The organism is Niallia taxi (genome assembly GCF_032818155.1).
Lineage (GTDB): Bacteria > Bacillota > Bacilli > Bacillales > Cytobacillaceae > Niallia > Niallia taxi_A.
Genome location: NZ_CP102589.1, coordinates 1,590,324 through 1,605,221 on the forward strand (window position 1 = coordinate 1,590,324; position 14,898 = coordinate 1,605,221).

A 14,898-nucleotide genomic window follows, 5' to 3' on the forward strand; every position below is an offset into this window, starting at 1 on the left:
TTCTCTCTTTTTGCAAAAAAATTACATGGATTCTCTTTACATTCTTGCGCTTTTTTTTAATAATAGAAATAATCATTCTAAAATTGTTTTAATTCTATATATAAATTGCATGATGCAATATAAGGAAAAACATATAGCGGGATAGATAAATAGTCGGAATTATGATAAATTCTAAGAATACACTCGGAATATGAAAGGTGATTACATGGCGAATGATCAAGTGTTAACCGCCGAACAAGTCATCGATAAGACAAGAGGATATTTAAACGAAGAGCATACGGAGTTCATACAAAAAGCCTATGAATTTGCCCAAAACGCTCATCGTGAACAATATAGAAAATCTGGTGAGCCATATATCATCCACCCTATTCAAGTGGCTGGAATTCTTGCTGATTTGCAAATGGATCCGGCTACAGTAGCTGCAGGTTTTCTCCATGATGTTGTTGAAGATACGGATATCACATTAGATGATATTAGTGATAGCTTTAGCAATGAAGTGGCCATGCTCGTTGACGGCGTTACAAAACTAGGGAAGATCAAATACAAATCCCACGAAGAACAGCAAGCAGAAAATCATCGCAAAATGTTTGTAGCAATGGCGCAGGATATTAGGGTAATCCTAATCAAGCTTGCGGACAGGCTTCATAACATGCGCACATTAAAGCATCTACCTGCTGAAAAGCAGCGCCGCATTTCAAATGAAACGCTTGAAATTTTCGCACCTTTAGCCCACAGACTAGGGATATCTACAATTAAATGGGAGCTGGAAGATACAGCTCTGCGATACATGAATCCACAGCAATATTATCGAATTGTTAACTTAATGAAAAAGAAGCGCGCAGAGCGTGAACAATATTTGGAAGAAGTTGTTTCCGAAATACGCGAAGGCACTGGTGAAGTGAAGATCCAGTCAGATATCTCGGGCAGACCAAAGCATATTTACAGCATCTATCGAAAAATGGTGCTGCAGAATAAGCAATTTAATGAGATATATGATTTGCTGGCAGTACGTATTGTCGTTAACAGCATTAAGGACTGTTACGCAGTACTTGGAATCATTCATACACGCTGGAAGCCTATGCCAGGCCGTTTCAAAGACTATATAGCTATGCCTAAGGCGAATATGTACCAATCCTTGCATACAACTGTTATCGGTCCGAAAGGGGACCCGCTTGAAGTTCAAATACGCACAACAGAGATGCACCGCATTGCAGAGTTCGGGATTGCGGCTCACTGGGCGTATAAAGAAGGAAAAACAGTCGATGAAGGCTCCTCCTTTGAAGAAAAGCTGTCATGGTTCAGGGAAATTCTTGATTTCCAAGAAGACAGTATTAATGCAGAGGAATTTATGGAAAGTCTGAAAATCGATTTGTTCTCTGACATGGTATTTGTGTTCACACCTAAAGGCGATGTATTTGAACTGCCTTCAGGCTCTGTTCCAATTGATTTCGCATACCGGATTCACTCCGAAATCGGCAATAAAACAATTGGTGCAAAGGTTAATGGAAAGATGGTTACGCTTGATTACAAGTTGAAGACTGGCGATATAGTCGAAATCCATACGAGCAAGCATTCCTATGGACCTAGCCAAGACTGGATTAAAATCGCTCAGACATCACAAGCAAAAAATAAAATCAGACAGTTCTTCAAAAAGCAGCGTAAAGAAGAAAATGTGGAAAAGGGCAAGGAGCTTGTCGAGAAAGAAATCCGCAATATGGAATTCGATCTGAAGGAAATCCTTACACCTGAAAATATTAAAACAGTGCTTGAAAAGTTCAATTTTGTTGGTGAAGAGGATATGTATGCCGCTGTTGGCTACAACGGTATTACCGCACTTCAAGTAGCGAACCGCCTAACGGAAAAATGGCGCAGGAAACGGGATGCAGAGCAATCGGCAACTATTTCGAACGCTGTTGCTGAGCTTAAATCATTCCCAAGCACGAAAAAACGTGCTTCAGGTGTTCGTGTTACTGGAATTGACAACCTGTTAATTAGGCTGTCTCGTTGCTGTAATCCTGTCCCAGGTGATGAAATCGTCGGATTTATCACAAAAGGGCGAGGTGTTTCTGTTCACCGCTCTGACTGTACGAATATTGATACAGAGGATGCTAAGGCGAGATTAATTCCTGTTGAGTGGGAAACAGCTTTAAATGACCGTAAGGAATATAATGTGGAAATTGAGATAAGCGGATATGACAGAAGAGGACTTCTAAATGAAGTGCTTCAAGCTGTCAATGAATCGCAAACAAATATCTCTGCTGTATCAGGCAAGTCGGACCGCAATAAGATGGCTACCATCACGATGTCAATTCTAATTCTTAACGTGAACCACCTGCATAAAGTGGTGGAAAGAATTAAACAAATACCTGATGTCTATTCTGTCCGAAGAATTATGAACTAAGGAGAAAAACCGTGCGTATTGTTTTGCAAAGAGTGAAAGAAGCAAAAGTGGAAGTGGAAGGGAAAACGGTAGGACAAATCGAGAAGGGCTATATGCTGCTAGTCGGTATCACTCATGATGACACACAGGAGGATGCTGCCAAGCTTGCAGATAAGATTGCCCATCTGCGCATTTTTGAGGATGCAGACGGAAAAATGAATCATAGTATTCAAGATGTCGAAGGCTCCATCCTGTCCGTTTCCCAGTTTACCCTGTATGGAGATACCCGGAAAGGGAGACGGCCAAACTTTATGAATGCTGCCAAACCGGATTATGCAAAAGATTTATACGATCAATTTAATGTATTGCTCAGTCAGAAGGGATTGCACGTCGAAACAGGCGTTTTTGGGGCAATGATGGATGTTTCCTTGATTAATGATGGTCCTGTAACCCTTATCCTTGAGAATCAATAAAAAAACCCGTTCCAATGAGGAACGGATTTTTTTTTATTGGAAATAGTTTTCAAGACCTTCATAAATGGCTGCAGAAACAGTTTCCTGATATTTTTGGGAGGATACAAGCTGCTCCTCTTGTTTGTTGCTTAAATAGCCAAGCTCAAGAAGTGTTGCTGGTTGATTATTTTCCCTTAAAACAAAGTAATTGTTTTGCCTTACACCACGGTCTTTTAATTCTGATGATTCGATAATACTTTCATGCAGCACATTAGCAAGTTCCTTTTGGGAAGAGCTGTAATAATAGCTGGTCATCCCTCTGACACTGCTGTCTTTAATGCTATCATAATGGATGCTGATGAATGCATCTGCTCTGTTAAGATTGCTGATATTAACTCTGTCCTGAAGTGTAATGAAAATATCGTTTTGTCTTGTGATAATCACATTACTACCAGCAGCCCGTAACTTGTCTGCAAGAAGATTGGCAGTGCGGATTGTCAATGTTTTTTCCAGTGTGCCAATAGTGCCGATTGTTCCGCTGTCTTTACCGCCATGACCTGGATCAATGACAATTGTTTTCCCTTTTAAGTCACCAGTTTCATCACTATCACTTTTTTGTTTGGTGGTGGATGCTTGTCCACTGCCGGATTCCTGCACAATCCAGTTTGCTACATAGCCTGTGTCGCCGCTATCTAGCTCGATCTTATACCAATCTCCTACCTCTTCTGTTGCCTGATAAGATTCCCCTTTTGCTGCAACAAACAGCACAGAGGCATTAACAGATGCATCACTGCGAATGTTTGTCCCATCGTGAAGAATGGTGACAGACGTATCAATTGTTTGTTTCGAGGTCGAGGTGCTTTCAACCTTGCTTTCATCCTGAAGCAAACTTTTATAAACCCAGCCAGTATTTCCTGAAAATTGGATTTTAACCCAATCTCCATCCTCTGCAACTATATGTATGACAGTACCTTCTGCCAGTTTGCCAATGACTTCTCCATTCAAAGAAGCAGTGTCCCGAACATTAATATTGTTCTCACTAACAACAGCTGTTGTGTCATCTTGTGAGTCCTCAGCTGGGGCTTGAGTTGTTGCTGAGGATATATATTCACTGTTTACCCAGCCTGTTCCTGATTGTGACTGTATTTTTGTCCAATTCCCTTCATTTGAAAGGATTGTAACAGTCATATTCTTACTAAGTGTCGTAATAACCTGATAGTCAGTGCCTGGTCCCTTACGAAGCCTAATTCCACCCTCTGTTATCGTTCCGCTACTACCTTCACTCACATTGGATACAGCATGCTCGTCCATATCATTAGAACCATCAGATTTAGTGACTAAATAAGCTGCCACCCAACCCACTTGCCCATTTCCCATATCAATCTTTAACCAATCTCCATTGTCTGTTACGACCTTGTAGTTTGTGCCTATTTCCATTTTTCCTTTAATCGCGTCTTCAAGACTTGGGCCTTCTCTTATATTAAGGACTGTCGCCGATTGAACGGTTTGACTGCTTTCTGCATGAGCTTCTAATGCAGGCAGGAGCATAAGCAGCATAATGGGAATAATCCACTGTCGTTTTTTTATCATCTGGAAGCTTATTCCTCCTTTCCAATTGAAAGAGCTATTTCATTTGCATTTTAATACATTTCTCTGTAAGGAGACAATCTCCTTTGATAACTTTTCTCTTTTTCTTTTCAATTTTAGACAATAAATATAACATATAATGAAAATTTTTTTTACTCATGGGGATAATAATAGAAATTACGAAGAAAAAGGGTGAAAACGATGAGATTTGGTGAAAAAAGCATAAAAACACATGATGTTAACTCGAAATTACTCGGTATTGATTTTCATGATTTTATTGAAAAGGAAGCATATTCTACTGCTGTTGAGCTTGCTTCTGAATTTGGCTTATCTGTGGGAGATGCAAAAAAACTGAAGAAGCAGGTTGGCAGATATTAAGAAAATGCACAGTAATTGACTATTGACAATCAATTGAACTCTTATTATTATTAATTAAATAATAAGGGATAAATTAAAAAAGCCAATGAGGGAGAAAAGTAGTTAGGATTCACATGGAAAGAGAGGAAATGCCACAGGCTGGGAGCATTTCTGCATGATGACTTAATGAATGAACACTCCGTAGGTTTTCTTCTGAACATGTTTTTAATAGACATTATTAGGTATGAAACGTTAGCAGGCGTTAACTGCAAAGTGGAAGATGCATTTCTTTATTGCAATGTATTTCTTCAATTAGGGTGGCACCACGGGATACAAATCTCGTCCCTTGTATATGTTTTGATATACAAGGGGCGGGATTTTTTTGTTTGTTTTTTTCCAAGAGTGTGCCCCGATAATCCTATACATAGGCTATAACAGGAGGGTAAAACCATGCAAATAAATATTCCAAGAGGTACGCAAGATATTTTGCCAGGCACAGTAGAAAAATGGCAATATATCGAAAATCGTATTAAAGATCTATGCGATCGATTTCAGTATAACGAAATAAGAACACCAATCTTTGAACATACTGAGCTGTTTTTGCGCAGTGTTGGAGATACAACAGATATCGTGACAAAGGAAATGTATACATTTGAGGACAGAGGCGAAAGAAGCCTGACTTTAAGACCAGAAGGAACAGCTTCTGTAGTCCGCTCATTTGTAGAAAATAAAATGTTTGGTTTGCCATCACAGCCAGTTAAGCTTTTCTATTTAGGGCAAATGTTCCGTTATGAACGCCCACAGGCAGGCAGATTCCGCCAATTCGTTCAGTTTGGAGTAGAAGCAATCGGAAGTAAAGATCCAGCGATCGATGCGGAAGTAATGGCACTAGCCTATTCCGTTTATGAATCACTTGGGCTTTCAAAATTGAAGCTTGTTGTTAACAGCCTTGGAGACAAGGAAAGCAGGCTTGCACACAGAGAAGCGCTGATGGGCCACTTTAGCCCAAGCATCGGTGAATTCTGTAAGGATTGCCAAAGCCGTCTTGAAAAGAACCCGATGAGAATCCTTGATTGTAAAAAGGACCATGATCATCCGTTAATGAAGTCGGCTCCATCCATTCTTGAATATTTAAATGAGGATTCCAAGCAATACTTTGATAAAGTACAAGCTTATTTAACTGCATTGAATATTCCTTATGAAGTGGATTCTAATCTTGTCAGAGGACTGGATTACTATAACCACACTGCGTTTGAAATAATGAGTGAAGCAGAAGGATTTGGAGCGATTACGACATTATGCGGAGGCGGTCGCTACAATGGGCTAACAGAAGAGCTAGGCGGTCCGGAAGCACCTGGTATCGGCTTTGCGATGAGCTTAGAAAGATTACTTGCAGCATTACAGGCAGAAGGAATTGAATTGCCAATCGAAAAGAAAATTGATTGCTATCTTGTTGCATTAGGCGAGGAAGCGAAGGATTATACAGTCGGGCTTCTAAATGAATTGCGCAAAGCTGGATTTTCTGCAGAAAGAGATTACTTGGACAGAAAAGTAAAAGGGCAATTTAAAGCAGCAGATCGCTTACAAGCTAAGTTTGTCGCAATATTAGGGGAAGATGAGCTGAAAGAAAACAAAATCAATGTGAAGAGCCAGGAAACTGGTGAACAAAAACAAGTAAATCTTGATCATTTAGCGGCGGCTTTAAAGGATTTTCAGAGCTATTAATAGATAAGGGAAACTTAAAGGAGGATAAATATGTTTGGTAGAACGTATTATTGTGGTGAAGTACCAGAAAAGGCTATTGGCGAAAAAGTTAATTTAAAGGGCTGGGTTCAAAAAAGACGTGATTTAGGTGGATTGATTTTCATTGATTTACGTGACCGTACGGGCGTCGTGCAAATTGTGTTTAACCCTGAAATAAATAAAGAAGCGCTTGAGGTTGCAGAAAAAGTAAGAAACGAGTTTGTTTTAGATATTAAAGGAACTGTTGTTGCAAGGCAGGAAGGAACTATTAATGAAAACCTGTCAACAGGAAAAGTTGAAATCGTAGTTGATGAGATTTCGATCCTTAATGAAGCAAAAACACCGCCATTCACTATTTCTGACAAAACAGATGTAGCAGAGGAAGTTCGCTTAAAGTATCGCTACTTGGATTTCAGAAGACCAGTTATGTTTGAAACATTAAAAATGCGTCATCAAGTAACAAAAATCATGAGAGACTTTTTAGATAGCGAAGGATTCTTGGACATTGAAACACCAATTCTGACGAAGAGTACTCCAGAGGGAGCAAGAGATTATCTTGTGCCAAGCCGTGTGCATCCAAATGAATTCTACGCATTACCGCAATCGCCGCAGCTCTTCAAGCAGCTGTTGATGGTTGGCGGAGTTGAACGCTACTATCAAATTGCTCGCTGCTTCCGTGATGAGGATTTACGTGCAGATCGTCAGCCTGAATTCACACAGCTGGACATTGAAACTAGCTTTGTAAGTCAGGAAGACATCATGAATATGATGGAAAATATGATGGTAACAATTATGCGTGAAGTAAAAGGAATCGATGTTCCTGCACCATTCCCAAGAATGCCTTACGATGAAGCAATGGCAAGATACGGTTCTGATAAGCCTGACACAAGATTTGACATGGAGCTAACAGACCTTTCTGAAATCGTGAAAGACTCCAGCTTTAAAGTTTTTGCAGCAGCTGTTGAATCAGGCGGCCAAGTGAAAGCAATCAATGTAAAACAAGCGAGTGATAAATACTCTCGTAAGGACATCGATGCTTTAACAGAATTCGTGAAGGTTTATGGTGCAAAAGGATTAGCTTGGTTGAAGGCAGAGGAAGACGGTTTGAAAGGACCTATCTCTAAATTTATTTCTGAGGAAGAGCAAAAAGCATTTGAAGCAGCACTTTCCATTGAAAGTGGAGATTTATTGCTGTTTGTAGCAGATAAGGCAAATGTTGTCGCAGATTCATTAGGTGCACTTCGTCAAAAATTGGCGAAAGAACTGAACCTGATTGACCCAGACAAGTTCAATTTCCTATGGGTGACAGATTGGCCGTTGTTCGAATATGATGAAGAAGAAAATCGCTTCTATGCGGCACACCATCCATTTACAATGCCAAAAAGAGAGGATATCGAACTGCTTGATTCTAATCCTAAGGCTGTCAAAGCACAAGCATATGATATCGTATTGAATGGTTATGAGCTTGGTGGTGGATCACTTCGTATTTTCGAAAAGGATATTCAAGAAAAAATGTTCAGTATGCTAGGCTTCTCAAAAGAAGAGGCTTATGAGCAATTTGGTTTCTTGTTAGAAGCATTTGAATACGGGACACCACCACATGGCGGAATCGCAATTGGCTTAGACAGACTTATCATGCTGCTGTCTGGCAGAACGAATCTTCGTGACACAATCGCATTCCCGAAAACAGCAAGCGCAAGCTGCTTACTTACAGATGCACCTGGCGAAGTTTCTCAAAGCCAGCTTGATGATTTGCATCTTGCCCTTAAAACACCGAAACAAAACGACTGATAGAAAGAGGCTGGGGCATAAGTATGTGAACCAGCGTAAAGACCGAACTACTTAATCAACTATTGGTTAAATAGTTCGGTTTTTTGTTTTTAGTTTAAAATATAAAAAATTAGAAATGTTAGTGGAATGGAGCGGAGGTCACTCGACTACTAAGGGAAATAGAGGAAAGGATGAGACCCCGCAGGCGAAGACGAGGAGGCTCCATACCTCCCCGCGGAAAGCGCGAGGACGAGCGCGCAATGAAACGAACTAATTTTATAGTTAAAAGCTTCAAATTTAGATGTAATTTTATTATTCGTGTTTAGAAATGTTATTTTTTGTTTTGTCCCAGCCTTTTTCCTTTGTGCTTAAAAAAGGCAAGGGCTAGAACCTGTCTACATTTTATGTTATAGTACAAAAGGGTTTAAGAGTAGATAATACTAGAATTAAGAGTAGATAATACTAGAAATCATAAATGGATATAAAGGAATGGCCAATTCCTGTTTGACGGTAAATCTAATAATGGAGTTGAAGAAATAGATGTTGCACCAATTTTCAAGAAATGAATTAGCAATTGGTACTGAGGGATTAGAAAAGTTAAAAAACAGCACGGTTGCAGTACTAGGCATAGGGGGAGTAGGCTCCTTTTCTGCGGAGGCTTTAGCTCGTTCTGGTGTCGGCAAATTGATTTTGATTGATAAGGATGATGTTGATATCACGAATGTCAATCGCCAAGTAATCGCACTATTATCAACTGTAGGACGCCCGAAAGTAGATATAATGAAGGAACGTATTGCTGATATTAATCCAGAGTGCGAAGTGATTGCATTGAAAATGTTTTATACGGAAGAAACGTATGAAGAAATTTTTGCATACGGTTTAGACTATGTTGTTGATGCGTCTGATACGATTTCTTATAAAATTCATTTGATGAAGGAATGCTTAACAAGAAATATTCCCATCATTTCCAGCATGGGTGCAGCAAATAAAATGGACCCAACTCGTTTCCAGATTGCTGACATCAGCAAGACGCATACTGATCCAATTGCTAAAGTAGTTCGTCTTCGATTGCGAAAAGAAGGCATACGTAAAGGAATTAAAGTGGTTTTCTCTGATGAGAGCCCGATTGTTATTAGGGAGGATGTTCGTAAAGTGGTCGGCAAAGATAATGCACCAATTCGCAAGGCAAAAATGCCTCCATCTTCGAATGCATTTGTTCCTTCTGTTGCTGGCTTGGTTATGGCAAGTCATGTTGTAAAAGAATTGTTAGGCGATATTAAAATAGTGCGTGTTAACGACTAATAAGTGAAAAGCCCAGGCTGGGAGCAGCCTGGGCTTTTGTATTTTTAATCAGCTGGTTTAAATTGACAAATTACCTATTGATTATGGAAATGTATTAGTGTACTATTTTGATAGTACACTAATACATTTTTTCAGGGAGAGATATATGAACGCTTTTAAGGGCTTATTGAGAAAGGATATAAAGATTTCCATCGGCTATTTTTACACGATTTTAATTTTTATGGTCATAGCTTTTGCTGCAGGTTGGATATTTTCCAACTATTACGATACCCGCATGCTTGTTGGAGTGATTTCGTTTGCTTTAATCATTGCACATGTTATTTATTTACCTGGATCACTGTTGACATCTCTTAATATGGAAGGGAAAACACAATTATGGCTTCATAATCCGCAAAGCAGTGCGAAATTATTGCTGTCAAAGCTGACAGCCTGTTCCTTGCTGTCTATGTGCTCGACTATCCTTATCACGATTATTACGATTATCAGTATTAGTTCATTAGCAGAGTTCAACGAGATGTTTTCTACTGGTGATATTGTCATGATTGCTGTTGCAATTTGGGTGATATCGTTTTATATCAGCATTTGGGTCATATTTTATTGGACTGTTTATCACAGTATCGCAAGAATTCAAGCTTTAAAAAAACTCCGCTGGCTTGTTCTTATTGTAATCTGGTATTTATGGAAAATGTTAACTGGGTTAGTCGGGAAAATTAGTTTTGTTCAAGCTTTAAAAGAAAAATGGATGTTGAATATTGGAAACGTATTTCATATGGAAACAGGGGCAAATTCCTTCCAAGCAAGCTTTGAAATGATGGATATATCCGTATTTGTTCTAGCTGGCTATTGTTTGACAGCTATTCTGCTCTTCTGGCTTTCTTCTTGGGCTTTAGACAAGAAAGTGGAGGTGTAAGGTGAATGTCTGATGACTTTAAAGCATCAAGGCCAATATATATGCAAATTGTTGATAAAATCATGCAGCAAATTGCAAGACAGGAGTTGAAAGAGGGGCAAAAGCTTCCTTCTGTTAGAGAAATGGCCATTGAGTCAGGAGTAAATCCAAATACAATCCAAAGAACCTACAGTGAGTTGGAGAGGATGCATATTGTGGAAACGAAAAGAGGACAGGGGACATTCATCACTGATAAGAGGGAAGTGCTGGAGGAAGTGAAGAAAAAACTGCAGTTTGATATCGTCGATCGGTTTATTGCGAATATGAAAGAGCTTGGCATGTCTGAGGAAGAACTGATAACAGAACTGACCCAGCATTTGAACAAAAGAAAGGAGGAAAAGTCTTGATTTCATTTCAGAAAGTCACAAAAAAATACGGGAAAGAAACAGCCTTACAAGACATTGATTTCACCTTCGAACAAGGCAAGATATACGGACTGGTCGGAGCTAATGGGAGTGGGAAATCAACTACCTTGAAAATGATCGCAGGACTTGTCCAGCCAACCTCAGGAAGTGTAAGTGTCAACGGCAAAAAAGCGAATCGGAGAATCGCAGCTGATGTTTCTTATTTAACCGAATTAGATATGTTTTACGAAGGTTTTACTGTATTAGACATGCTTCATTTCTCCGCCTCGCAATTTCATGATTTAAATATGGAAACAGCTTATGAACTTATAAGCTACATGGCACTCGATAAAGATAAAAAGATCAAAGAGCTGTCTAAGGGAAACAGAGGAAGATTAAAGCTTGTTATCAGCTTAAGCAGGAAGGTGCCTGTGTTATTGCTTGATGAACCATTTTCTGGATTAGACCCGATGGTTAGAGAGTCAATTGTAAAGGGCTTGCTTCACTATATTGATTTTGACAGACAAACTGTCATCATTGCCACACATGAAATAGCCGAAATCGAACCGCTTTTGGATGATGTGGTTGTCATAAATCAAGGGCATTTCGCAGCTCATTTTCATGTGGAAACACTTAGAGAACAATATGGACTTTCTGTTGTTGAGTGGATGAGAGAAAATATTAACCAGTTATAGAGAGGGGAGCTAGTATGGCAAGTGTTGTAGAACTGAAAGATGTTTCAAAAATCATTAAAGGCAGGAAAATCATCGACCGTTTAAGCTTCAATGTCGAAGAGGGAGAAGTATTTGGCTTTCTTGGCCCAAATGGTGCAGGGAAAACGACAACAATCCGTATGATTGTAGGACTTATCAGCATGTCTGACGGAGATATTTTTATCTGTGGCAATAGTGTCAAAAAAGATTTTGAAAAGGCAGTCCAGCATGTCGGTGCAATCGTGGAGAATCCGGAAATGTATAAATTTCTTTCTGGCTATGATAATTTGGTGCATTATGGGCGGATGATAAAAGGAGTTAGTAAAGCAAAGATAGCAGAGGTTGTCGAGCTTGTTGGCCTAACCGACAGAATCAATGACAAGGTCAAAACGTATTCACTTGGCATGAGACAAAGGCTGGGGCTTGCCCAAAGCTTATTGCATAATCCTAAAGTCCTGATCCTTGATGAGCCGACGAACGGTCTTGATCCTGCAGGGATAAGAGAGATTCGTGATCATTTAAGAATGCTTGCTAGAGACAGAGGAATGGCTGTTATTGTTTCCAGTCATCTGTTATCGGAAATGGAAATGATGTGTGACAGAATCGGTATTATCCAGCAAGGCAAGCTTGTAGATGTTCAGCTTGTGAAGGATTTTGTCAGCAATGCAGAAAAGCTGTATGAGCTAGAAATGGACCGTTTGGATGATGCGATGAACTTAATCGCAAAGCATTTGCCAGGTTTAAAGCTTACAAAAAATGAATCTTGCCTGGAGGTACCGGTTAAAAAAGAGCAGGTTCCTGAACTGGTCAAACTACTTGCGGGCCATGATATTTCTATTTTTGGAATAAGAGAGATATCGAAAACACTCGAAGATAGATTCTTAGAAGTGACCAATGATAAGGGGGAATTATAATGCTGCAGCTGCTTCAGAATGAATGGGTGAAAATATGGAAGCGCACTGCCACACATGTGATGGTCGTATTATTGCTGCTGAGTTCAATAGCGATCGGTGCTATAACTAAATATCAGGAGTATGGCTTGTCAGTCCCCGATAATGAAAATTGGAAGCAGGGCCTCGAGCTTGAAATCAAGGAATATCAAAAACAGCTTGATGACGGTACAGTTGACCCAACTTCCATTGACTATACTAGACAACAGATTGCTATTAATAAATACAGGATAGAGCATAATATCTCAACGAATGTAGATTATTCGGCATGGGACTTTGTGTCAGATACTACAGAGCTTATTTCCTTTGCAGGCTTGTTTACCATTATCATTGCTGCAGGAATTGTCGCAAATGAGTTTACATGGGGCACGGTGAAGCTGCTGCTTATCCGCCCGATTAGCAGAGCAAAAATATTAATGTCTAAATATTTGACTGTATTGCTGTTTGGGATTTGCCTGCTTTTAATTCTGTTTGTCTTTTCAATAATACTCGGAGGAATATTATTCGGTTTCCCTGACACCAGTACTCCTTATTTGAATTATCATGATGGAACTGTTACAGAACAAAACATGATTGTGCATTTATTAATATCATACGGACTCAACTCCATTAGTTTATTAATGATAACAACAATGGCATTCATGATTTCAAGTGTATTCCGAAACAGCTCCCTTGCTGTTGGAATTTCCATTTTCCTTATGTTTATGGGCAGTACGGTCACATTTTTGCTTGCAACAAAGTTTGAATGGGCAAAGTACATCTTATTTGCCAATACAGATTTAAGCCAATATTTTGAAGGTGCACCAATAGTTCAAGGGATGACGATGACATTCTCCATTGTAATGCTTTGCGTGTATTTTTTGATATTCCATCTTCTTGCATTTATAGTGTTCAAGAAAAGAGATGTAGCTGCATAAGTATTTTAGGAGCGGATGGCTGATGCCATTCCGCTTTTTTGTTTTAAGTCTAAACTTTTCGTTTCCGCATGAAATTGCGATATAATAGTTAACAAAGAAGTGCGACAAAAGGTGTGAGTACAGTGAATGGAGAACCATTAGCATATCGAATGAGACCTACGACAATTGATGAGGTTGTCGGGCAACAAGATATAATCGGTAAACAAACAAGTTTATATAAAATGATTAAAAATGGCTATGTACCATCGATGCTTTTATATGGTGAGCCTGGTATAGGAAAGACCTCCATTGCCTTTGCGATTGCCGGTACAACAAGCTTGCCCTTTATTGCTTTAAATGCAACGACAGCAGGCAAAAAAGATGTGGAAGCAGTTGTGGATGAAGCAAGGCTAACAGGCAAGGTGCTGCTTTTTCTTGATGAGATTCATCGTTTTAATAAAGCCCAGCAGGATTATTTGCTTCCACATGTGGAGAGAGGAGATATCGTTTTGATTGGGGCAACAACAGAAAACCCTTATCACGATGTGAATCCCGCTATCAGAAGCCGCTGCGGCCAGATCAAGCAGCTAAAAAGATTGACAGATACAGATATTGAGGAGCTTCTCACACGAGCAATCAAGGAAGAACGCGGCCTTGGCAGTTTTGCTATTGAGATTACAAATGAACAAATTAAAAAAATTGCGCAAGGCACAAATGGTGACGCAAGAAAATCTCTCACCCTTTTAGAATCAATCGTCTACTCTTCAGACAAGGAAGATGGCAAATTTATTATAAAAGACGAGATGGTTGAAGCGATGATTGAAAAAGTCGGTGTGTATGGAGATAAGAAGGGCTCCCATTTCTACAATTTGCTGTCAAGCCTGCAAAAAAGCATCCGTGGCAGCGATGTTGATGCTGCTCTTTACTATTTGGCTCATTTGCTCGAAACCGGTGATCTTGTGGCAGTCAACAGAAGACTGCTTGTTATCGCCTACGAGGATATTGGACTAGCCAAAACGTCTGTCGGAAACAATGTCCTTGCTGCTGTCACAGCCAGCGAAAGGCTCGGCCTTCCTGAAGCAAGAATTCCATTATCTGTTGCGGTTGTGGAAATGTGCTTATCCTCTAAATCAAATGCCGCATACAAAGCACTTGATGCAGCAATAGCTGATGTAAGAAGCGGCAATGTTGGGGATATCCCGATGCATCTTCGTGACGGTCACTATGCTGGGAGTAAGGTGTTAGGACATGTAGGATATGTATATCCCCATGATTATCCAATTGGTACTTTCGGGGGCTGGGTTAATCAGGACTATTTACCAGATAAGCTAAAGGGCACTAAGTATTATGTGCCGACAGAGGCAGGAGAAGAGAAAAAGCTCAAGGCTATTTATGAACGGTTAGCAGGATTCCGGACAGATAGCGGGAAAAAACAATAAGGGAAGTGCAGCAGTA

13 protein-coding genes and 1 other annotated feature are annotated in these 14,898 nt (G+C 39.8%); of the genes, 12 read left to right on the forward strand and 1 reads right to left on the reverse strand.

Annotated elements, in window-relative coordinates:
* Positions 1 to 205: 205 nt before the first annotated feature.
* Positions 206 to 2,401, forward strand: a complete 2,196-nt coding sequence (locus tag NQZ71_RS07745; RefSeq protein WP_144456338.1) for a RelA/SpoT family protein — start codon at positions 206 to 208, stop codon at positions 2,399 to 2,401.
* An 11-nt stretch (positions 2,402 to 2,412) separates the two neighbouring features.
* Positions 2,413 to 2,853, forward strand: coding sequence for a D-aminoacyl-tRNA deacylase (gene dtd, locus NQZ71_RS07750; RefSeq protein WP_317011614.1), 441 nt, complete (start codon positions 2,413 to 2,415; stop codon positions 2,851 to 2,853).
* Positions 2,854 to 2,886: 33 nt separating this feature from the next.
* Here the strand turns inward: dtd and NQZ71_RS07755 are convergent, their stop codons facing one another.
* Entirely contained in the window at positions 2,887 to 4,422 is a 1,536-nt protein-coding gene (locus NQZ71_RS07755; RefSeq protein ID WP_317011615.1) for an N-acetylmuramoyl-L-alanine amidase family protein, read from the reverse strand.
* A 198-nt stretch (positions 4,423 to 4,620) separates the two neighbouring features.
* On the opposite strand from NQZ71_RS07755, the gene NQZ71_RS07760 reads away from it, so the two are divergent.
* The 10 genes from NQZ71_RS07760 to NQZ71_RS07805 all read left to right on the forward strand — a co-directional run bounded on the left by NQZ71_RS07760 (position 4,621) and on the right by NQZ71_RS07805 (position 14,882).
* The gene (locus NQZ71_RS07760) at positions 4,621 to 4,797 is read left to right on the forward strand and encodes a hypothetical protein (RefSeq protein WP_185765795.1); all 177 of its coding nucleotides are present in this window, start codon (positions 4,621 to 4,623) and stop codon (positions 4,795 to 4,797) included.
* Between the two features lie 76 nt (positions 4,798 to 4,873).
* Positions 4,874 to 5,126: a binding site (T-box leader), on the forward strand.
* A 100-nt stretch (positions 5,127 to 5,226) separates the two neighbouring features.
* Positions 5,227 to 6,501, forward strand: a complete 1,275-nt coding sequence (hisS, locus tag NQZ71_RS07765; protein WP_260053778.1) for a histidine--tRNA ligase — start codon at positions 5,227 to 5,229, stop codon at positions 6,499 to 6,501.
* Positions 6,502 to 6,531: 30 nt separating this feature from the next.
* Positions 6,532 to 8,310 (forward strand): aspartate--tRNA ligase, encoded by a 1,779-nt coding sequence (gene aspS / locus NQZ71_RS07770; RefSeq protein WP_144456330.1) that lies wholly within the window; start codon positions 6,532 to 6,534, stop codon positions 8,308 to 8,310.
* 519 nt (positions 8,311 to 8,829) lie between these two features.
* Positions 8,830 to 9,591, forward strand: a complete 762-nt coding sequence (locus NQZ71_RS07775; protein WP_317011617.1) for a tRNA threonylcarbamoyladenosine dehydratase — start codon at positions 8,830 to 8,832, stop codon at positions 9,589 to 9,591.
* A gap of 145 nt (positions 9,592 to 9,736) precedes the next feature.
* A complete protein-coding gene (locus tag NQZ71_RS07780; RefSeq protein WP_317011618.1) occupies positions 9,737 to 10,501 on the forward strand; it encodes a hypothetical protein in 765 nt (254 codons plus the stop codon).
* Positions 10,502 to 10,506: 5 nt separating this feature from the next.
* Positions 10,507 to 10,887: a GntR family transcriptional regulator gene (locus NQZ71_RS07785; protein ID WP_144452551.1), complete on the forward strand. Its 381-nt coding sequence runs from the start codon at positions 10,507 to 10,509 to the stop codon at positions 10,885 to 10,887.
* Positions 10,884 to 11,579, forward strand: a complete 696-nt coding sequence (locus NQZ71_RS07790) for an ABC transporter ATP-binding protein (RefSeq protein WP_317011620.1) — start codon at positions 10,884 to 10,886, stop codon at positions 11,577 to 11,579. Before NQZ71_RS07785 ends, NQZ71_RS07790 begins: the two co-directional genes overlap by 4 nt.
* Positions 11,580 to 11,593: 14 nt before the next feature.
* Positions 11,594 to 12,511 (forward strand): ABC transporter ATP-binding protein, encoded by a 918-nt coding sequence (locus tag NQZ71_RS07795; RefSeq protein ID WP_317011621.1) that lies wholly within the window; start codon positions 11,594 to 11,596, stop codon positions 12,509 to 12,511.
* Positions 12,511 to 13,464 carry an ABC transporter permease gene (locus NQZ71_RS07800; RefSeq protein WP_317011622.1) on the forward strand — a complete coding sequence of 318 codons (954 nt, stop codon included), beginning with the start codon at positions 12,511 to 12,513 and terminating at the stop codon, positions 13,462 to 13,464. The genes NQZ71_RS07795 and NQZ71_RS07800 overlap by 1 nt, the downstream gene beginning before the upstream one ends.
* 122 nt (positions 13,465 to 13,586) lie before the next feature.
* Entirely contained in the window at positions 13,587 to 14,882 is a 1,296-nt protein-coding gene (locus tag NQZ71_RS07805) for a replication-associated recombination protein A (protein WP_260053780.1), read from the forward strand.
* Positions 14,883 to 14,898: the final 16 nt, after the last annotated feature.